We start from the raw sequence: 19,523 nt of genomic DNA on the forward strand, positions 1-19,523 counted from the left end.
TACCACTCATGAAAAAACTTTTATTAGCATTAGCAATTGGTACAGCTTCTTTAGTAAGCTTTAGCTCTTGTACAAAGGAATATGTGACAAATTATTTACCAGGAGTAAGTTATTATCACCCATTGGCACCAGGAGACTGGAATAGGGTTTCAACTGGTGTTTTTGAAGCTGTTATTTCAGTACCAGATCTTGATGATGTTTATTATGAAGATGGACACGTTAGTGTAGCCATTCAGTTTGAAGACCAAACTGGAACATTCCACAACATCCCTTCAGAAAAATTATTTGGCTTTGGTTATAATGCCTCTTATTCTGTAGGAAAGGTTTATATAACCGCAGAAAATTTGTCAGGTAATACTCCTCCAAAGGCGATGCGCGTTAAGATTGTATTGACTGATGCAGACGTTGGTAACTAAGATATAGAAAAGGGGCATGATAAATCATGCCCCTTTTTCCTTATTTCAACATTTCTTTGGCATGTTGTATTGCCGTATCTTCCGGATTGGCACCGCTCAACATTTGTGCAATCTCCAAGACCCTCTCCTCCTCATTCATCAACACAATATTTGATTTCGTTTTATTGCCTTTATCCTCTTTATATACTTTAAAGTGGCTATTCCCTTGTGAAGCTATTTGCGGTAAGTGAGTAATACTGATGACCTGCATGTTCTCGGCTAGCTCTTCCATCAATTCCCCTACCCTGAGTGCTACTTCTCCAGATATACCTGTATCGATTTCATCAAAGATGATGGTTGGCAGAGCTGAAGTCTTTGCTACCAAGGATTTAATGGCCAGCATCACTCTAGAAAGTTCACCGCCTGAGGCTACCTTGTGTATAGGTTGCAATGCTTGCCCTTTGTTGGCCGAGAAAAGAAAGGATACTTCATCTTGACCAGTTGATTTAAAATCCGATAATTTATTGAGTTCAACATTCAATTGGGCATGTGGCATCCCAATTCTAGATAACACCTCTTGAACTTCCTTCTCAACAATTTTAGTTGCCTTATTCCTGTTATTTGTCAACTGATCGGCTAACTTGGAGATTTCCTGATGCAACTTTTCAATTTTTAGCTTTAGGACCTCAATTTGCTCACCCTGTGAATCAGTTGCCTGAAGTTTGTTTTCGAGGTCCTGCTTTAGCTCCAGAAGCTCCTTTACAGTAGCAACGCGATGTTTCTTCTGCAGGTCATACAAAACAGACAGTCTTTCATTCACGATGCTCAAGCGTTCCTCGTCCATACTGATGCCCTCTGCAACCTGCTCCACTTCAGCACTCAAATCTTTTAGTTCGATCAAACTGCTTTGCAGGCGATCAACAAGTGATTCTGAGGAAGGTAGATAGCGAGCTCCATTCTGTAAAGAGCTCAAAGCTTGCTTAAGGCTGTCCAAAACATTGATTTCACCATCTTGGAGTTCTGAACTTGCCGCATGGAAATGACGTTTTATTTCTTCGGCGTTTTCCAATTGGGACTGTTCGGCTTCCAACCCTTCCTGTTCTTGGTCTTGAAGATTGGCTTGCTCCAATTCGTTGAAAACAAATTGCTGGTAATCCGATTCCGACTGGGCCTTTGCCAAATCTTCTTCTAATTGCTTGAGTTCAGCGACGGTACGTTTATATTCTTGGTATCTCTTTTTATAGTCAGCGAGAACAGATTGGTTTTGTGCTACGGTATCCAAGACCAGTAACTGGAAGGATTCCGTATTAATCTGCAACGTAGCATGTTGGGAATGGATATCGATCAACTTTTCCCCTAATACCTTAAGTGTTTGCAAGGTTACTGGCGTATCATTGACAAATGCCCTTGATTTGCCGTCGGCATGAAGCTCCCTACGGATCAGACTGGTATCTTCATAATCCAGGTCTAAAGAATTGAAAAGATCTTGAAGATTGTAGTCTTTGATATAGAAGTGACCTTCGATGATACATTTTCTTGATTCATCAAAGAAATGTTTACTCTCAGCCCTATTGCCCAAGATTAAACCTAGAGCTCCCATAATAATGGACTTACCAGCTCCGGTTTCCCCTGTTATGATATTGAGTTTGTCGTCGAAATTAATGTCCAATGCATCTATCAATGCATAGTTTTTTATCTGTAGTTTGCTTAACATTCGCTCCTTTGTGCTTTAGCAACATGTTGAGATTGTCAATTTGATCCCTAACATGCTGTTCCTCATCAAATATAAATAATTCTCATCCCAAGCTAAAATTAAGGCTTTAATATTCTGAAATCTCTAAAAAACTGATATGTTTGTATTTCATGCCTGATTTTAGCAAACAGTTAAGTAAGTACATCCCATCTACCGCAGCTCCTATCATCTCTGAATGGATCAATGATACTGCCTGTAGGTTTAAGGTGACTCGTTCCAGAGCATCCAAACTGGGAGACTACCGCTCGCCTTTCAAAAACGAACCGCATCAGATCACCATCAATCACGATCTGAATCCCTATTCTTTTTTGATTACGACTGTCCATGAGTTTGCTCACCTCAAAACTTGGCAACAGCATAAGAACAAGGTAAAGCCGCACGGCGCTGAATGGAAAAACAACTTCAAGAGTTTAATGGATGCATTCATTAAGCTGAACCTATTTCCAGAAGACATACATTTGGCTTTGATCAAATACATGAACAATCCTGCAGCTTCCAGTTGTACGGACCTAACCCTATATAAGGTCTTGAAATCCTACGATAAATCAGAAATGGAGACCGTCACGATAGATACCATTGAATTCAACAGTTATTTCAGCATCAAAAACGGTAGGGTTTTCCAGAAACTGGAGAGATTGCGGAAAAGATATAAGTGTTTGGAAGTAAAAACACAACGGATTTATCTATTTCACCCAATTGCTGAGGTAAAACCGGTGGAAATGGAATCAAATCCTTAAATTGCGATAACCAAATAATCTAAAATTGATAATCAACAATCATGATGAACAACAAACTATTTATTAGTGCAGCCTTATTACTCGGACTTGCATCTTGTAAATCGGGGAGCGACAGTTCTTCCTATGACAAAAACAGTTTAGACTCGACAGCTATTGCAGCTATCACCGAAGACAGCTACAAAGCTTATGTTGCTAAACTATCTTCGGATGAATTCATGGGTCGTCTGCCTTTTAGCAAGGGCGATACCATCACTGTAAATTACATTCAAGAACAATATAAAGCCCTTGGCCTAGAACCTGGAAACGGCGACTCTTTTTTCCAAGAGGTGCCGATGGTGGAAATCAGTTCTAAACCTGTTAATCCAACCCTTACCTTTAAAGGTAAAAACGGCGATCTTAAAGCTCAGTACCTAGATGACTATGTAATCGGTACTCCCCAAATGGCTGAAACAATCGATGTAGAAAACACCGAGCTGGTATTTGCTGGATTTGGGATCGTGGCTCCAGAATATAAATGGAATGACTATGAAGGTCTTGACGTAAAAGGCAAAACAGTTGTGGTGATGGTCTCTGACCCAGGTCGCTATGACAAAACATTATTCAAAGCTGATACCATGACCTATTACGGTCGTTGGATCTACAAATTCGAGGAAGCATCTCGTCAAGGTGCGGCTGGTATCTTGTTAGTTCATGAAACTGAAGCTGCGAGTTATGGCTGGAATGTGGTAAGAAGTGGTTGGACAGGACCTAGATTATCATTGGTTCCTGAAAACAAAGGTGCCAACTTAAGCAAATTCCAAGGTTGGGTAAGCAATGAAACTGCAAAGAAACTATTCCAATTAGGTGGATTGAGTCCAGACCTGATGGAGCAAGCTAAAAAACCAGGATTTAAGGCCGTTCCATTGAATGTGACGACCAATGTTAAATTGGCAAATAGCTTCAGGGAGTCTAAATCAAACAATGTTTTAGGTATGATCAAAGGTTCTAAAAGGCCTGATGAAACCATTATCTATACTGCTCACTGGGATCACCTAGGAATTGGTGAAGCTAGCAATGGCGACTCTATTTTCAACGGAGCAATGGACAATGCAACAGGTGTTGCTGCCTTATTTGAATTGGCAAAAGCTTTTAAAGCGGCAAAAGTTCAACCTGAGCGTTCAGTGGTGTTCTTAGCGGTTACTGCAGAGGAACAAGGTTTATTAGGTTCTCAATATTATGCTGAAAACCCTGTATTCCCATTGAACAAAACGGTTGCCAATATAAATATGGACTCCTTCAATCCTGTAGGTGCCATGAACGGTTTCCGTGTAACTGGAACAGGACAGACGGAATTGGAAGACTATGCCATTCTACCGGCAGCTAAATTTAACCGTAAGATGGTACCAGAAGGAAGTGCTACAGGTGGTGGATTCTACCGTTCTGACCATTTCAACTTTGTAAAAGTAGGTGTACCAGGTCTATATATGGGCAGTGGTGGAGATTACTTAGAATCCGACACAACCGTTATCAAGAATCGTCAGAAGGCATTAGCAGGACGTTATCATGCCGTAACGGATGAATTAGATGACAACTGGAACTTCGATGGAATCATCGCCGACATCCAGTTATTCTTTGATATTGGCTACACTTTAAGTATGGATACAATTTTCCCTAACTTTAAAGCAAAATCAGAGTTTAAAGAAATAGGCGACAAACGCCTTTCAAAATAGTATATTTGTGAATATTATATAATTGAAACTATGCTTACAGGAATGAAACATCTACACTCAACCCTAGCTATTGTATTGTTAATAGCGTTGGTCATTGCAATCATCATTACATTGGTAAACTACTCTGGAAACAAGCCTTACAACCGTAAGATCGCTTTAATCGGATTAATCAGTGGACACCTTCAATTGGTAATCGGATTGGTATTATACTTTACATCCCCACTGGGATTAAGCAGCTTTTCAGGAGAAAACATGAAAAATAGCGGAGCTAGATTGTACTTCTTGGAACATCCAATTATGATGATCTTAGGCCTTGTATTGATTACAATGGGGTACTCAAAAGCTAAGAAATTAGCAGATCAAAAAGCCGCTAACAAAACAGTGCTTATTTACTATATCTTAGGATTGGTATTGATCCTTTCAAGAATCCCTTGGTCTACTTGGTCGATTTTTAACTAGAATTTTTTAAGTATTAAGTATTTAGTATTTAGTATTTAGTATTTAGTATTTAGACACTAAAAGAATTTATAAAGGGGCAATGAAAATTGCCCCTTTAACTTTTCCTACTGATACCCATAGGTCTAAATACTAAATACTTACTACTAAATACTACAAAAAGAGAGGGCTAAACATCTGTTTAGCCCTCTCTTTTTGTATTGTATATCTTGCAATTACTTTTTGCTGAATCCTAAGATTGCAAAAACAACTTTGAATGCTAAGAAAGAAGCAACGAGAAGTGCAATGTTAGCAATCCAAGAGAATACAGATCCTAATTGATCTAATGCAGGGATTACATCCGGTACAAAACGAATAAACACGCCTACTAAGCCGATAACGATGGCAATAGTTAATGATACATAATATTCGGTACGGTTTGCATTATTGTCCGTATGTTTTGCTGGTCTTTCTACAGTTGTATTTTCCATAATTGATAATCTCCTATTAAAGCTGCACAAATGTACAAAAGTCTGTGTGCAAATAAAATAATAATTACAATAAATTAACGCGATAAGGCTTGTTCCAGATCAGCGATCAGGTCTTCAGCATCTTCCACCCCTACCGAAAGGCGCAAAAGATTATCGACTACACCTACTTTTTCTCTAGTTTCTTTAGGGATCGAGCCATGGGTCATGGTTGCAGGATGGTTGATCAATGATTCCACACCACCTAATGATTCAGCTAAAGTGAATACCTTGAATCCAGAAGCTACGCGGAATGTTTCCGCCAAATCAGCTCCTTTGATTACGATAGATACCATTCCACCGAAATCCTTCATTTGTTTCTTGGCAACATCATGTCCAGGATGATCTTCAAATCCTGGCCAATAGATTTTTTCTACCTTAGGATGGTTCTTTAGATATTCAGCTACCTTTCTTCCATTCTCACAATGAGCCTTCATACGAAGGTGCAAAGTTTTGATACCACGAAGCACTAAGAATGCATCCTGTGGTCCTGGAGTACTTCCGCAAGCATTATAGAAAAACCATAATTTCTTGTACAACTCTTCATCATTCATCACTAAAGCTCCCATGACCACATCAGAGTGACCACCTAGATATTTAGTTACTGAGTGCATCACGATGTCAGCACCAAGGTCCAATGGGTTTTGAAGATAAGGAGAGGCAAATGTATTGTCGACCGCGTAAAGGACTTTCTTTGCTTTTGCGATCTTTCCTATAGCTTCGATGTCTGCTAATTTCAAGGTTGGGTTGGTTGGAGTTTCTACCCAGATCAATTTTGTCTTGTCTGAAATAGCATCTTCCACCGCTTTTACATCCGAAGTATTGACAAACTTAAATGTGATTCCAAGGGGCTCATAGACCTTTGTGAAAATACGGTAAGATCCACCATATAGGTCATCACCAGTTACCACCTCATCTCCAGGTTGCAATAAGCGCAATACACAATCTGTTGCGGCCATTCCTGAAGAGAATGCTAAACCAAACTTCCCATTTTCCAACGCTGCAATACAATCTTCGAGTGCCTTACGGGTAGGATTGGTCCCACGTGAGTATTCATAACCTTTATGATCACCCGGTGCTTTCTGTTGGTAAGTTGAGGTTTGGTATATCGGCGTCATCACAGCGCCAGTTGTAGGATCTGCCTCCTGTCCGGCATGAATAGCCTTGGTTGCAAATTTGTAATTCATATTATTTTGTATTAGTCGGTCTAAGTTATTAAAAATCTAATGGAGAAGGGTATTTAAACTCGTAATTCAACAAATTGATGATCTTATCTGAATTCACCAGTTTCTGATAACTATTTATGGGTTCAAAAGATCTAGGATAACTGAACATATATTTCTGGGCGCTCTTCAGGATCACCTCCTTTTTCGAGGGATGCTCCGGAGCCACCAGATTATAATAACCGGTTGGCAGATTGATATCGAGACTCTGCTCGATGATCCCAACAACATCATCCAAATGGATAAAATTTGAAGGTTGATCCCCAATATGCACCACCTTATCCTGAAAGTATTTAGCGAGTATTCTTTCTTTCCCAAATAGGCCTCCTAGCCTAAAAGTAGATGAATAAGGGAGGCTCATCATTTTCTTTTCGGCCATGCGAAGCTTTGGGGACATCAATTCTTCTTCCACAAAACTTTCATCAAAGTTGCCATCCTGATCAGGATAAACACCAACTGAACTCAAAAAGATATGCTTTTTGTAATTTAAGGAGCATAGCACATTGAAAACATGCGAAAAGCGATGTTCTATTTCTGCTTCCGTACTTTTCTGTGTGGCTGGAATCGAATTGACAATCGCATCAAAACTGACATCAACTGGAAGATCCAGGTTGAGATCCCTGTTAAAGTCATGGATAAACGCAAAAATACCATCGCCTTGCAAGCGATGGTATTTTTCCTCTGTACGGGTCGTTACCCACAGATTCCAACCTTTCTTTTTGAGCTGACGAGCAAGTTCTTCACCTACCCATCCACAACCCAATATCAAAAGGTTCTTCATTTCATTATATTAATATGCTTTCGCAAATAAAACTCGTTGTTTAGAAGGTTTTCCTGTAAAGATACAAACGCCTTCCTCTTCTTTAGAATCCAAAGGAATACAACGGATAGTTGCTTTGGTCTCTTCCTTCACACGTTTTTCGGTCTCTACCGTTCCATCCCAGTGCGCAGAAATAAATCCACCTTTTTCTTCCAATACTTGTTTGAATTCCTCATAAGAATTTACCTCGGTGATATGTTCATCACGGAAGGTCAATGCCTTATTATAGATATTATCCTGGATTTCTCCCAACAAGGCAGCTATGCGGTCCGGCAAACCAGCTTGCTGAACAGTTTCTTTCGTTTGAGTATCACGGCGAGCAAGCTCCACAGTACCATTCTGCATATCACGAGAACCTAGAGCTACGCGCAAAGGCACGCCTTTCAATTCCCATTCAGCAAATTTGAATCCTGGTCTTTGTGTATCGCGATCATCATATTTCACACGGATATCCAATTGCTTCAAAGCGGCACTCAATTGATCCACATAGGCATCAAGGTTTGCTTTTTCTTCATCTGTCTTATAGATAGGAACGATGACCACCTGAGTAGGCGCCAATTTCGGAGGCAATACCAACCCTTGATCATCAGAATGCGCCATAATCAAAGCACCCATCAAACGAGTGGAAACTCCCCAGGATGTAGCCCAAACATAATCCAATTTACCTTCTTTAGAAGTAAACTTCACATCAAAAGCTTTTGCAAAGTTTTGACCCAAGAAGTGCGATGTCCCTGCTTGCAAAGCTTTACCATCCTGCATCAAGGCTTCGATACATAACGTATCGATCGCTCCTGCAAAACGCTCGTTTTCAGTTTTTCTTCCACGAACCACGGGAACTGCTAAAGTTCCTTCTGCAAATTCAGCATAAACTTCCAACATTTGCTCTGCCTCAGCAATGGCTTCTTCACTGGTCGCATGTGCAGTATGGCCTTCTTGCCATAGGAATTCTGCTGTACGAAGGAATAAACGCGTACGCATTTCCCAACGAACAACGTTTGCCCACTGATTTACCAAGATTGGAAGGTCACGATATGACTCAATCCATCCGCGGTAAGTATTCCAGATAATGGTTTCTGATGTTGGACGAACGATCAATTCCTCTTCCAGTTTAGCATCTTCATCTACGATAATGTTGCCATTACCATCATTCTTCAACCTATAGTGAGTAACAACTGCACATTCAGTGGCAAAGCCTTCAACATGGGATGCTTCCTTAGAAAAGAAAGATTTGGGGATAAATAAGGGGAAATAGGCATTGGAGTGGCCTGTTTCTTTAAATCTTTTGTCAAGAACGGCTTGCATTCTCTCCCAGATTGCATACCCGTATGGTTTGATCACCATACAACCTCTTACTGCAGAGTATTCTGCTAGATCGGCTTTTATTACCAGATCGTTGTACCATTGCGAATAATCTTCGCTACGGCTTGTTATCCCTTTACTCATTCGAAAATTTAAATAGTATTTTAACCTAAAAACATGGGTTTGCGTGTACTTTAACACATAAATAACCAAAGCAAAAAAATAATTTGTAATTTTGATTGGTAGATTAAACCCTGACGATAAAATCGGGTCTAAGATAATAATTAATGACTGTAATATCGAATTTTAACTGTTTTAGAATCATGAAAAACAACAAGATATTTTTGGGAGGGTTAGCCTTAGCTTTCGCAGCTCTGATTAGCTCCTGTTCGACAACAAGCCGGACAGTATACCGTGACGATGTCTATAATAACAGGGACAATGGTACGGTTTATCAAAGCCCAGATTACTACTATACTGATGGCACGGACGAAGAATCCATTGCTCAATCAGACTATTATGCAGATGAATATTCCGATGAGGATTACGTAGAAGGCGGTGTTGAGGATTTAGAATATGCAAACCGCATCAACCGATTCTATTACAATTCTCCAGGAATGATGTATTACGACCCTTGGTTTGATCCATGGTATGGCTATTCTGGTTTCGGCCTTGGCTGGAACTCTGGATTCGGCTGGTCCTTAGGCTTTGGCTGGGGATCTCCATATCTTGGCATGGGCTGGGGCTGGGGAAGTCCTTACTACGGCTACGGATGGGGAAGACCTTATTATGGCTACGGATGGGGTAACTATTGGGGCCCTAACTCCTACTATAATTACTGGGGACACCCTTACTACGGTGGTGGTTACTACGGAAATGCATACTATGGTGGTAACTACTACGGAAACAGACGTGTAGCATCTGGTAGAAGTTATTCAAATGGTTATGCCCCTCGATCAAACAGTGGCCGCGTAACTAGAGATGCAAGCGGAAGATTTGTGAATAGCAGATCAGGTGTATCTTCAGGACGCAGTGGCACAAGATCAAGCGGTACTGTAGGTAGAACTCCTTCTTCTAGATCAGGGTCTAGCAGATCAGAAGGTACAATCAATAGAACTCCTTCTTCTAGGTCAGGTTCTAGCAGATCCCAAGGTACGATCAATAGAACTCCATCTTCAAGATCAGGTTCTAGCAGATCACAAGGTACGATCAATAGAACTCCATCTTCAAGATCAGGTTCTAGTAGATCTCAAGGTACTATCAACAGAACACCTTCTAGATCATCAGCTCCAAGCACCAGATCATCAACTCCTCGTTCAAGCGGAAGCTTTGACCGTGGTAGCTCAGGTAGCTCTGGCGGATTCAGCAGAGGAAGCTCTGGTGGTAGCAGCAGAAGCTCTGGTGGCGGCGGTGGCTCTTCTTCTTCAGGAAGAAGCGGAAGCAGACGCTAATTACTACAGATATATGGTATAGCCAATATAAATTTATATTGGCTATACTTTTTTTCGGATACATGTTTTTAAAATAACCTCTATCATTTCTAAGGCCGCCGTTCCTGAGTGACCTAAGAAAAAACAAAAGATCAAAATTAAACAATGAAAAAAATCTTACTCTCCCTTACCTGTCTTGCCCTCGCATACAATTATTCAAACTTACAAGCCCAATCATTAGTAGACAATTCCTTGTTGATCTCTAGAGATATGACAAATGGAACTGCTCGTTTTAAGGCTATGGGAGGGGTTAATACGGCCTTAGGTGGCGATATCAGTTCTATATCTGGAAACCCTGCCGGTCTTGGTTTCTTTGGACAGTCCGATGTCTCCCTTTCTGTAAACTATTTGAACAACAACAATAAATCAAATTTTTTCGGCCAATCTACAACTCAAGGTCAAGGTAAGTTCGGATTGGAAAACTTAGGAATTGTCATCCACTACCCTACACATAATGATCCTGATTATGGCTGGCAAAATTTTAATGTCGGTCTAAGCATAGACAAACAGAATAATTTCACCGATCACCTGAAGTATGCAGGGACTAACAACCAAAACTCTTTGGTTCATTCCTATACGGATATTATGGAGGAGGATGATGTATTCGCAAAGGATTTCTGGAATTCATACCTGGTGGAACAAGGCCCTGGAGCTAATGGCAGATACTTCCCTACCGTTTTGGAAGCTGACCCTAAAAACCAACAGATGGATTTAGTGACAACAGGATATAAATATAATACCAATGTTTCCTTCGGTGCCAACTATGGCAATAAATTATATATCGGCGCAAGGTTCGGATTCATATCCTATAAATATGATTCTAAAGCTACTTTGTTAGAAAAAGGATGGACCAAGACTGCTGCAGAGATCAAGGCTGATAATCCGGATACAGATTTTGCGAACCCGAATGATCCTGCCAACAAATATACCGACATCAGCTATGACCTAACGGACTTCAATGACCTAACCTTAAAAGGTTCGGGCGTTAATTTCGGATTAGGGGCCATTTTCAAACCTACTTGGGATTGGAATATCGGTATCAACATTTCCACTCCTACCTGGACGGAAATCCAAGAAGATAGCAATATTGAAACTATAGTGGATTATTATAAGGACGAAAACACAACTACTTCCTTGCACCCTGGCTACGGATCCAAGAACTATGGTCAATCCTATGATTATGCCGTCGTTTCTCCTTGGAAGACTGCAGTTGGTCTTACCAAGTTCTTTGGAAGGGGTTTGCTTTCGGCCGAAGTCGAATACCTAAACTATTCCTCCATTAAATACCGCGAAATTGTAACCGACCCTGACTACACATTTGAAAGTGAAGTAAACAACAATATCAATGACACCTTCAAAGGGACCTTCAATTTCAAGGTAGGTGGTGAAATCTTGATCACAGATCAATTTGCTGCGCGTGCTGGATTCAACCTGATTGGTTCCCCTTACAAAGGTGACACCCAAAGCGACTACATTGCAAGCTTAGGTTTAGGTTATGTCCTTACCAAATCCTTATATGTGGATTTAGCAGCAATGCAATACAAGCAATTCAACTACAACCACAGCCCTTATACATTCTCCTCTTGGAACAGTCCAATTCCAACAGCAGAAGTGAAAAATACACGAACAAACGTAGTCCTGACTTTAGGCGCTAAGTTTTAAAAAATCAAAGCCCGGAATTAAATTCCGGGCTTTGATTTTTTAAAGTATTTAGTAGAAAGTATTTAGTAGTTAGATCAAGTCCGACAGCTCAACTGAATCCCTCAATGAACCTAATATCTCATATCTCACTTCTCAAATCTCACTTCTCCTTTACGCTTTACGCTCTGACAACTTCCTTACAAAGAGGTTATAGTTCTCATGTTTTTCAACATAGATCTCTTCTCCAACATCGATAAAGCTATCTAAGGAAACCGCATCGTACCATACATTGTCAATTTCAATTTTGCCGCTAGGGCGAAGGACCGTTTTGGTCACACCTACCTTATTGATGAGGTTAGGCTTAGCAACCGAAGAGGTATACCCTTCTTCTGCTTTTTGCTCATCCTGCAAAACCAGACGTTTGAAGGTTGGAGACTGCAATACATTCTTGCCAAAAAGAACCATCAAAACAATGGTCAAAATCATGGCTCCTATTACTATTATAAAGGAATTCATCAATAATCCAGGTTGGGTAAGTTTAAAATCAAAATAATCATTAGCTACCATTGAGAAAGCCAATCCACATAAAACTAATATAATTCCCGCAATACCAGCGACCCCAAAGCCTGGAATTACAAATATTTCAAGCACGAGGAGTATGACACCTAGGACAAAGATGGCTATCTCCCAGTTATCTGCCAAGCCCTGAAGGTACAACGGAGCAAAGAACAAAGCACCGCAGATCAAGGCTACCACTAAGGCAAATCCAATTCCTGGAGCCTGTAGCTCGAAATAGATCCCTCCAATAATTCCCATGATCAGCAAACCACTAACTAAAGGATTGATCAATAGGGCGATCAAAGAGTCGACCCAAGTAAGCTTATGTTCAGTGACCTCTGGCTTCTCAATATTGAGATCCGAAAAGATATCCACCTGACTTTTCACTTCTTTCTTGGCCAGCCCAATCTTGACAGCTTCAGAGGCTGTCAGGGTCAATAATGTACCATCTTCTTTAAGTTCAGGGACCGAAATAGCCGGATCCACAAAAGCCTCGGCGACTTTCGGATCCCTTCCTTTGGCTTCAGCAGTTGCCCGCATCAAACCACGCATATAGGATTGGTATTTTTCAGGAAGGACTTCGCCCTGTTGATTCACCACCGATGCCGCGCCCAGGCTTGCACCCGAGTGCATATAAATATAATCCGCTGCTAATGAGATCAATGCTCCAGCAGAAGCAGCATTATTATTAACATATACAATAGTTTTGAACTGATTTTCGTTTAATAGGCTAGAACGAATAGAATCGGCAAAATTTAAAGCACCACCAAACGTATTAAGATCGATCAATAAATACGCTGATTTGTTCAATTTGGCTTGCTTTATCGCATTTTTCATGGTACGCCATGCATTGGGTCCAATATCTTCCTTGATTGGCACAGAATAAACCGTCTGTGCATTAGATTGAAAGAAACTCACAAAGCAAATGACGAGAATACCTAAAATGTATTTTGTAAATTTGTTCATAATAGTGTTTTTTACCGAATTTGCTTGTCATCGGATGACTAAATATACGATAAATAAAATTTTCGAGAAAGCATTCCCTACGAATATCTGGAAAATAGAGATTGACTCCGTTAAGCCCTATGTAGCTATAGAAACCAGGGACGTGGAGACTACTCTGGCTTCTTTCTTTGTGTTCGATTTCGAAGGAAATTGCCTCATGTCACCCTGCCAAGCAGATGGAAAGGAATGGACACTGGATTCCATCCAAAATGGCTATTTGATCCTCAAGCGAATCGGTGAACAGACACCGGTGCAAGAAGGCATACAGATCATTCAGATCCACAACAATGAAATTATCTTCAGCAGCTATGAATTTGTCTTACTCGATGTTTTCAAAGATTACATCCATGCCCGACACCGTAGCATCTCCTCTGGAGAAAGCATTGCCATCAATATCAAAAATGGAGAATACAGCTCCGCAAACGACATTCAGTTTGATATGGCATGCAACAAAGTACAGTACCCAGTCACCTATCAACAGACCCCACGATTTCTAAAAAATGAGCATAACATCGGTCCCCTTTGGTTGAGCAAGTGTGGACACCATTTCCTTTGGTGTTACCATAAGCAGAAAAACGACCATTTCGACCTTTGTTTGGCGACAAGTAATTTAAACCAGATACTAGATCAACAAGTCATACTTCATGACATGGAGAAAATGATTCCCCAACCCTATTTCCAATTAGGAAGTCAAGTCTTCTTTATGTCCTTTAACAAGAGAGAAATTGTTTCATATTTAGTATAATTGCATTCAATGATGAAAGAACGATTATTCAAAAAGTCTTACAAAAAGACTATTATTATATTTTCTGCTGCTTTTTTATTCGCTGGAATCTCTCTGGCACAGGCCCAATCCAGCAGTCCAAGTCAAAAGAAAACAGTAGTAAACGGAAAAACTTTTATAGAACATAGTGTCACTGCAAAGGATACCTATTATCAACTGAGCAGGATTTACGGCATTCCCGTGAAGGATATCATGAATGCCAACAATAAAAAGAATTTACGCGTGGGTGATGCCGTTTACATTCCTTTTAAGGAGGAAGAAAAAAAACAGGACAATAAACCGGCGATTGTTCAGAACGAACCTATCAATAGGGATTCAAAACCTTTGGGAGATCCCAATGGAGAAACCATTCAAGCTAAGATCTTAACCGAATACAAGGTTGGCTCCAATGAAACCCTATATTCAATCGCCAAGCGTTTTTCAACCACAGTAGATAATATTAAAAAGCTGAATAGCCTAGATTCGGACACCGTCCGCGAAGGTCAAACCTTAAAGATTCCAGATGGCAATGTGGTCGTAATCCAGAAAGAAACCGCACCTGCAGCCATCAACCTCCCTATCCCTGAAAACATTTCCAAGGAAGAGATCGAATTCGAAACCAATCGCTACGGAATCCGCGAGAAAAAAGAAAAAGGTATAGGCATCTGGATGGAAAACCTGGAGTCCGGTGGCCGCAGTAACCTGGCTTTGCACCGTACAGCTCCAGTAGGTACAATTCTAAAAATTACAAACCCATTGACAAAAAGTGTTACCTTTGCGAAAGTTGTAGGAAAATTCTCCGATACTGCAGAAAGCAGAGATGCTATTGTTATTCTTTCCAAATCCGCAGCATCTTATATTGGAGCACTTGATAAACGATTCCTTATTGAAATTGCCTACGGCGCACCAGTAAATTAGTGCAAGTTAAAAAATGGACAAACCCTATGTAATTGGAATCGCTGGAAGCAGCGGTTCAGGAAAAACTTTCTTTTTAAAAAGCTTTTTAAATCATTTTTCTCAAGAAGAAGTCACCTTGATCTCTCAAGATGATTACTATATCCCTGCCAATACCAAAACAAAAGAAGAAAATAGGCTCTATAATTTTGACTTGCCGACTTCTATCAACCGCGAGTCTTTCTACCAGCACATCAAGGAACTCTTTGAAGGAAATACGGTATTCCAAAAAGAATACACCTTCAACAATCCTGATCTAGAACCCAAAATGTTGGAAATCAAACCTGCCCCTATCCTGGTTGTTGAAGGCCTATTTATTTTCCATTATGAGGAAATTAATGAACTTCTGGACTATAGGATTTTTTTGGATGCCGATGAACCTATTGCATTAGAAAGACGATTGAGACGTGACCTTGTAGAACGTGGCTACGACCATGACGATGTTATGTATAAATGGATCAACCATGTGGTCCCTTCATACAACCAATATCTTCTCCCTCACCGTGAAGAATGTGACCTCATTATCCATAACAATGTGGATGACCCACTTGTCATTCAAACCTTCACCAACGATATTGCAATCGAACTCAGAAAAAGAATAGGATAATTATTTTTAATTAATCTAAATTAGCTATCTTTGCATCATGTACGAGACCATGATCAAGTTGCATATTTTAGAAAACAACCCTTTTGAAGACCAGAAGGGTCATTCTCCTTTTAACTCCAATGGAGAACAGGTTTTTAAAAAATGTTGTAAGAAATATAAAAAGGGCAAAAGATGCAAAAAATGCCCAGGTAGATCTGAATAAAAAAAAGCTATTCTTCCTCCCTATTCTTCCACATAGTCAAGATCTTTATCAAAGCTCTCCTTTAAGCGCGTAAGGGCAAAAATAGCGATCAATGACAGCAAGACGATCATGATCATGGCCGCAGCGATAATACCCACCCAATTTACCAATACCCCATACATTAATGTCGAAGGAATCAATGCTCCTCGCACAAAGTTAGGCGCTGTAGTGGTAACCGTCGAACGTATATTGGTTCCAAATTGCTCGGCAGCAATAGTGATAAAGGTTGCCCAATAGCCCACACCCAGCCCCATCAAGAATGCCAACCACATAAACTCCTGTTCTGAAATCCCTTGCCGGGTCAAGTAGATACAAGAAAATAAGAGGATCAAGATTTGATAGATAAAAACCACCTTACGCCTTGATTTAAAGATCTGGGCTAACCAGCCTGCAAGAAAATCACCTAAAGAAATCCCCAGATAAGTAAACATGACTCCTTTGCCCGCACTCAAAGTCGTCTGCGCATTCAAGGCCTGCCCAATTTCAGGTGCCTGTGTGACCAAGACTCCTACGACAAACCAAATCGGCAATCCGATGCACAAACAGTACAGGTACCTTCTAAATCGATCTCCATTGTTAAACAGCATCGATATCTTGCCCTTCTGTACCGACTTATTCTCCAAGGAGGAAAACATGCCCGATTCCAACACCCCGACGCGCATAAATAACAAGAGGATCCCCATGCCGCCACCAACAAAATATGCTGTCCTCCAACTGAACCATTCGGATATAAAGTAGGCTAAAATTGCCCCTAAAACCCCTACTCCAGCCACGATCATGGTACCATAGCCGCGTTTCTTTCGGTGCATGCTTTCAGAAACCAAGGTGATTCCGGCTCCTAATTCACCCGCTAATCCGATACCCGCAACAAACCTGATAATCCCATAGGTCGTGACATCATGGACAAAACCGTTGGCAATATTGGCAATCGAATATAACAGGATGGAACCGAACAAGACTTTCAGCCTTCCATATTTATCACCCAAAACGCCCCATATCACACCGCCGATCAGTAAACCTCCCATCTGCATATTGAGAACAAATTCACCCTTGCTGCGCATCTGCTCTGCTGGCACCCCTATATCACTGAAAGACTGTATACGCACGATAGAGAAAATGATGAGGTCGTAGATATCAACAAAGTAGCCCAATGCGGCCACAAAAATCAATATCCATACGTTCTTGTTAGGTTTTTGAGGGTCCATAATCCAGGAATATTTATTGAATATAAGGCAGACTTTCTTTTATTACAATAGAACGATGTTTTTTGTTAGAAATTAACTGTATTTTTATCGCCATGAAAGTATCTCCAAATACTTTAAAGTGGGGACTTAGATTGTACCCACCTTTCTTTTTCCAACGCATCTGGGTGCGCAGGATACTGGACAATTTCTTAGGGGCAGATGTCAAGATCAACAGAAGCATTCTCAACATCAATTCCAATAGAACCATATTTGGAGGGACTATCTTTTCCGCTATCGATCCTTTCTACCCGATCCTTTTGGACCAATACTTCAAACATCAGGGAATAATGCGTACCGTGGCTTGGTTAAAAACAGCCCATATCGACTATATCAAGCCCGGAAGGTTTGACTTGGAGGTAAGCATCCGCCTCAATCAGCAAATCTTGGATGAAACCCTGCAAACCATAAAAAAGGAAGGAAAGGTGGTCAGAACCTTTCAGACCCAAGTCTTTGACAAACACGGAACCTTATGTGCTGTCGCCCATAATGAAATCTATATCCGTGATCTGGACTTTAATTTCGAATCTTTAAATCCTGCTCCTACTCAAATTGAGAAATCGAGTATCGAACTATAATTTAATTAATCATGAAAAAATTAATCTTATTAAGTGCAGCATTTTCCATTGCTTTTGCCTCTTGTCAAAACAAACAGGTTGAAAACAAAGACCAAAAACTTTCTGAACAGGCAATTGCTATCCATGATGAAATCATGCCTCAAATATCACAGTTTGATAAAACGACGATTAAGATCGACTCTATCATCAGCAACCTGGAAACGATCAAGGCAACCAAGGCCGACTTGGATACCGCAAAAACTCGTGTTGACCTGACAAACCTGAAAGATAGCATCGAGGATGCTACAGACCATATGATGACCTGGATGAAGGACTATGATGCAACGAACGAAGATGAAGCCTATCAACAAAAAGAGGTTGACAAAATCAGCGCAATGAAAAATCAATTCGATCGCGTTTCAGAACAAATCAAAACTTCATTAGCAGCATTCAATTAATAAAAACAAAATGAAAAAGTACTTAGGCGGAGCGTTTGCCGCATGTATGGCCAGTATTGTATTATTCTCCTGTGGACCCACGGAAAGAAAACTGCCTATCTATGGTGAACGTAGTCCAGTTGAAAAAGAAGTCGATGGCAAAAAGGTCGTTGACACCATTTATCATACCATCCCTAATTTCTCTTTCCTAAACCAGGATAGCACAAACTTGACCCAAGATTTTTTCAAGGACAAGATCTATGTGGCCAATTTCTTCTTTACCCACTGTCCAAGTATTTGCCCTACCATGCAGCGAAATTTGCTGAAGGCATACGAAAAATACAAAGGCAATGACAAGATCGCTTTCCTTTCCCACAGCATCGACTTCAAATATGACCAACCATCTGTTCTGAAGGATTATGCTACCAAATTGGGAGTCGATAATGATCAATGGCAATTTGTGACCGGAAGCAAAGCCGATATTTACGGCATATCCGAAAAATACATGGTCTTCACCAAAGAAGACCCTAATGCTCCAGGAGGCTATGACCATCAAGGTTACCTCGTGATCATTGATCCTGAGAAAAGAATCCGTGGCGCTTATGATGGCACCAACGATGAGCAAGTAAAACAACTTTTGGAAGATCTTGATGTCATATTAGCAGAATACAAATAATGATAACTCGATACTTCATAGGTTCTATTGCACTCGTTTCCATGCTTTATTTTCTGTTTTCCTGCAATACAGATCTAAGTGTGGAAACGATGCAATATGCTACCAACGGACAGAAAATTTATGTCAAGCATTGCCAAAATTGCCATGGCGCCAATGGAGAAGGACTGGGCAAACTATACCCTCCCCTTACCGACGCCCAATTCCTGAACGAGAACAGAAGCAAATTGGCCTGCATCGTCAAAAACGGGATGTCCGGCGAAATAAAAGTCAACAATACCCTATACAATCAACAGATGCCAGGAGTACCCGAACTCTCCGCAGTTGATATCGCCTATGTCCTTACCTATGTCACCACCTATTTCGGTGATAGCAAAACACATTTCAAAAAAGAAGAAATCGAAGAGTTTTTGCGTAATTGTAAATAGGAGAAATAAGACAATAGACATAAGACACTA

Annotated in this window: 20 protein-coding genes; 13 read left to right on the top strand and 7 right to left on the bottom strand. The window is 40.5% G+C overall.

The window, feature by feature from the left end:
* Positions 1 to 8: 8 nt before the first annotated feature.
* Positions 9 to 416 (top strand): hypothetical protein, encoded by a 408-nt coding sequence (locus RT138_RS07540; RefSeq protein ID WP_313190180.1) that lies wholly within the window; start codon positions 9 to 11, stop codon positions 414 to 416.
* Positions 417 to 456: 40 nt separating this feature from the next.
* Here the strand turns inward: RT138_RS07540 and recN are convergent, their stop codons facing one another.
* A complete protein-coding gene (gene recN / locus RT138_RS07545) occupies positions 457 to 2,109 on the bottom strand; it encodes a DNA repair protein RecN (RefSeq protein WP_313190181.1) in 1,653 nt (550 codons plus the stop codon).
* 149 nt (positions 2,110 to 2,258) lie between these two features.
* Between recN and RT138_RS07550 the strand changes: the two genes are divergently transcribed.
* From RT138_RS07550 to RT138_RS07560, 3 genes are read left to right on the top strand one after another with little or no spacing between them, the layout of a single operon-like run.
* A complete protein-coding gene (locus RT138_RS07550) occupies positions 2,259 to 2,885 on the top strand; it encodes a SprT-like domain-containing protein (RefSeq protein WP_313190182.1) in 627 nt (208 codons plus the stop codon).
* Between the two features lie 41 nt (positions 2,886 to 2,926).
* A complete protein-coding gene (locus RT138_RS07555) occupies positions 2,927 to 4,594 on the top strand; it encodes a M28 family metallopeptidase (protein ID WP_313190183.1) in 1,668 nt (555 codons plus the stop codon).
* A 42-nt stretch (positions 4,595 to 4,636) separates the two neighbouring features.
* Entirely contained in the window at positions 4,637 to 5,053 is a 417-nt protein-coding gene (locus RT138_RS07560) for a hypothetical protein (protein ID WP_214648495.1), read from the top strand.
* A gap of 212 nt (positions 5,054 to 5,265) precedes the next feature.
* Here the strand turns inward: RT138_RS07560 and RT138_RS07565 are convergent, their stop codons facing one another.
* The 4 genes from RT138_RS07565 to proS form a co-directional block, all read right to left on the bottom strand.
* Positions 5,266 to 5,520: a hypothetical protein gene (locus RT138_RS07565; protein ID WP_313190184.1), complete on the bottom strand. Its 255-nt coding sequence runs from the start codon at positions 5,518 to 5,520 to the stop codon at positions 5,266 to 5,268.
* A gap of 74 nt (positions 5,521 to 5,594) precedes the next feature.
* Positions 5,595 to 6,743, bottom strand: coding sequence for a cystathionine gamma-synthase (locus tag RT138_RS07570; RefSeq protein WP_313190185.1), 1,149 nt, complete (start codon positions 6,741 to 6,743; stop codon positions 5,595 to 5,597).
* 28 nt (positions 6,744 to 6,771) lie between these two features.
* The gene (locus tag RT138_RS07575) at positions 6,772 to 7,560 is read right to left on the bottom strand and encodes an NAD-dependent epimerase/dehydratase family protein (protein ID WP_313190186.1); all 789 of its coding nucleotides are present in this window, start codon (positions 7,558 to 7,560) and stop codon (positions 6,772 to 6,774) included.
* Between the two features lie 9 nt (positions 7,561 to 7,569).
* Positions 7,570 to 9,042 carry a proline--tRNA ligase gene (gene proS / locus RT138_RS07580; protein WP_313190187.1) on the bottom strand — a complete coding sequence of 491 codons (1,473 nt, stop codon included), beginning with the start codon at positions 9,040 to 9,042 and terminating at the stop codon, positions 7,570 to 7,572.
* Positions 9,043 to 9,221: 179 nt separating this feature from the next.
* Here proS and RT138_RS07585 point away from each other — a divergent pair, with 179 nt between their 5' ends.
* Both RT138_RS07585 and RT138_RS07590 read left to right on the top strand, forming a co-directional pair.
* The gene (locus RT138_RS07585) at positions 9,222 to 10,349 is read left to right on the top strand and encodes a hypothetical protein (RefSeq protein ID WP_313190188.1); all 1,128 of its coding nucleotides are present in this window, start codon (positions 9,222 to 9,224) and stop codon (positions 10,347 to 10,349) included.
* Positions 10,350 to 10,493: 144 nt separating this feature from the next.
* The gene (locus tag RT138_RS07590; protein WP_313190189.1) at positions 10,494 to 12,050 is read left to right on the top strand and encodes a hypothetical protein; all 1,557 of its coding nucleotides are present in this window, start codon (positions 10,494 to 10,496) and stop codon (positions 12,048 to 12,050) included.
* A 150-nt stretch (positions 12,051 to 12,200) separates the two neighbouring features.
* Here RT138_RS07590 and RT138_RS07595 read toward each other — a convergent pair whose 3' ends face one another.
* Entirely contained in the window at positions 12,201 to 13,553 is a 1,353-nt protein-coding gene (locus RT138_RS07595) for an NfeD family protein (RefSeq protein WP_313190190.1), read from the bottom strand.
* A gap of 34 nt (positions 13,554 to 13,587) precedes the next feature.
* Between RT138_RS07595 and RT138_RS07600 the strand changes: the two genes are divergently transcribed.
* Genes RT138_RS07600 through RT138_RS07610 form a run of 3 tightly spaced genes read left to right on the top strand, consistent with a single transcriptional unit; the run spans position 13,588 to position 15,916 of the window.
* Positions 13,588 to 14,337 carry a hypothetical protein gene (locus RT138_RS07600; protein ID WP_185210409.1) on the top strand — a complete coding sequence of 250 codons (750 nt, stop codon included), beginning with the start codon at positions 13,588 to 13,590 and terminating at the stop codon, positions 14,335 to 14,337.
* A gap of 9 nt (positions 14,338 to 14,346) precedes the next feature.
* On the top strand, positions 14,347 to 15,273 hold the full coding sequence (locus RT138_RS07605) for a LysM peptidoglycan-binding domain-containing protein (RefSeq protein WP_313190191.1): 927 nt from the start codon (positions 14,347 to 14,349) through the stop codon (positions 15,271 to 15,273).
* Between the two features lie 13 nt (positions 15,274 to 15,286).
* On the top strand, positions 15,287 to 15,916 hold the full coding sequence (locus tag RT138_RS07610; protein WP_185210410.1) for a uridine kinase: 630 nt from the start codon (positions 15,287 to 15,289) through the stop codon (positions 15,914 to 15,916).
* Positions 15,917 to 16,138: 222 nt separating this feature from the next.
* On the opposite strand, the gene RT138_RS07615 is transcribed toward RT138_RS07610, so the two are convergent.
* Positions 16,139 to 17,362 carry an MFS transporter gene (locus RT138_RS07615; RefSeq protein ID WP_313190192.1) on the bottom strand — a complete coding sequence of 408 codons (1,224 nt, stop codon included), beginning with the start codon at positions 17,360 to 17,362 and terminating at the stop codon, positions 16,139 to 16,141.
* 92 nt (positions 17,363 to 17,454) lie between these two features.
* Here RT138_RS07615 and RT138_RS07620 point away from each other — a divergent pair, with 92 nt between their 5' ends.
* Genes RT138_RS07620 through RT138_RS07635 form a run of 4 tightly spaced genes read left to right on the top strand, consistent with a single transcriptional unit; the run spans position 17,455 to position 19,493 of the window.
* Positions 17,455 to 17,976, top strand: a complete 522-nt coding sequence (locus RT138_RS07620; RefSeq protein WP_185211427.1) for a hotdog fold domain-containing protein — start codon at positions 17,455 to 17,457, stop codon at positions 17,974 to 17,976.
* Between the two features lie 11 nt (positions 17,977 to 17,987).
* Positions 17,988 to 18,413 (top strand): transposase, encoded by a 426-nt coding sequence (locus RT138_RS07625; protein ID WP_313190193.1) that lies wholly within the window; start codon positions 17,988 to 17,990, stop codon positions 18,411 to 18,413.
* 10 nt (positions 18,414 to 18,423) lie between these two features.
* The gene (locus RT138_RS07630) at positions 18,424 to 19,068 is read left to right on the top strand and encodes an SCO family protein (protein ID WP_185210413.1); all 645 of its coding nucleotides are present in this window, start codon (positions 18,424 to 18,426) and stop codon (positions 19,066 to 19,068) included.
* On the top strand, positions 19,068 to 19,493 hold the full coding sequence (locus tag RT138_RS07635; protein ID WP_313190194.1) for a cytochrome c: 426 nt from the start codon (positions 19,068 to 19,070) through the stop codon (positions 19,491 to 19,493). The genes RT138_RS07630 and RT138_RS07635 overlap by 1 nt, the downstream gene beginning before the upstream one ends.
* Positions 19,494 to 19,523 lie beyond the last annotated feature (30 nt).

This window comes from Sphingobacterium sp. (assembly GCF_032065005.1).
Classification (GTDB): domain Bacteria; phylum Bacteroidota; class Bacteroidia; order Sphingobacteriales; family Sphingobacteriaceae; genus Sphingobacterium.

Excerpts from the sequence above, each read along its gene's own strand:
- RT138_RS07635 (WP_313190194.1), top strand. The coding sequence starts at position 19,068 with ATGATAACTCGATACTTCATAGGTTCTATTGCACTCGTTTCCATGCTT.
- RT138_RS07560 (WP_214648495.1), top strand. The coding sequence starts at position 4,637 with ATGAAACATCTACACTCAACCCTAGCTATTGTATTGTTAATAGCGTTG.
- RT138_RS07610 (WP_185210410.1), top strand. The coding sequence starts at position 15,287 with ATGGACAAACCCTATGTAATTGGAATCGCTGGAAGCAGCGGTTCAGGA.
- RT138_RS07615 (WP_313190192.1), bottom strand. The coding sequence starts at position 17,362 with ATGGACCCTCAAAAACCTAACAAGAACGTATGGATATTGATTTTTGTG.
- RT138_RS07595 (WP_313190190.1), bottom strand. The coding sequence starts at position 13,553 with ATGAACAAATTTACAAAATACATTTTAGGTATTCTCGTCATTTGCTTT.
- RT138_RS07570 (WP_313190185.1), bottom strand. The coding sequence starts at position 6,743 with ATGAATTACAAATTTGCAACCAAGGCTATTCATGCCGGACAGGAGGCA.
- proS (WP_313190187.1), bottom strand. The coding sequence starts at position 9,042 with ATGAGTAAAGGGATAACAAGCCGTAGCGAAGATTATTCGCAATGGTAC.
- RT138_RS07540 (WP_313190180.1), top strand. The coding sequence starts at position 9 with ATGAAAAAACTTTTATTAGCATTAGCAATTGGTACAGCTTCTTTAGTA.
- RT138_RS07575 (WP_313190186.1), bottom strand. The coding sequence starts at position 7,560 with ATGAAGAACCTTTTGATATTGGGTTGTGGATGGGTAGGTGAAGAACTT.
- RT138_RS07620 (WP_185211427.1), top strand. The coding sequence starts at position 17,455 with ATGAAAGTATCTCCAAATACTTTAAAGTGGGGACTTAGATTGTACCCA.
- RT138_RS07550 (WP_313190182.1), top strand. The coding sequence starts at position 2,259 with ATGCCTGATTTTAGCAAACAGTTAAGTAAGTACATCCCATCTACCGCA.
- RT138_RS07585 (WP_313190188.1), top strand. The coding sequence starts at position 9,222 with ATGAAAAACAACAAGATATTTTTGGGAGGGTTAGCCTTAGCTTTCGCA.
- RT138_RS07590 (WP_313190189.1), top strand. The coding sequence starts at position 10,494 with ATGAAAAAAATCTTACTCTCCCTTACCTGTCTTGCCCTCGCATACAAT.
- RT138_RS07625 (WP_313190193.1), top strand. The coding sequence starts at position 17,988 with ATGAAAAAATTAATCTTATTAAGTGCAGCATTTTCCATTGCTTTTGCC.
- RT138_RS07600 (WP_185210409.1), top strand. The coding sequence starts at position 13,588 with ATGACTAAATATACGATAAATAAAATTTTCGAGAAAGCATTCCCTACG.
- RT138_RS07565 (WP_313190184.1), bottom strand. The coding sequence starts at position 5,520 with ATGGAAAATACAACTGTAGAAAGACCAGCAAAACATACGGACAATAAT.
- RT138_RS07630 (WP_185210413.1), top strand. The coding sequence starts at position 18,424 with ATGAAAAAGTACTTAGGCGGAGCGTTTGCCGCATGTATGGCCAGTATT.
- RT138_RS07555 (WP_313190183.1), top strand. The coding sequence starts at position 2,927 with ATGATGAACAACAAACTATTTATTAGTGCAGCCTTATTACTCGGACTT.
- RT138_RS07605 (WP_313190191.1), top strand. The coding sequence starts at position 14,347 with ATGATGAAAGAACGATTATTCAAAAAGTCTTACAAAAAGACTATTATT.
- recN (WP_313190181.1), bottom strand. The coding sequence starts at position 2,109 with ATGTTAAGCAAACTACAGATAAAAAACTATGCATTGATAGATGCATTG.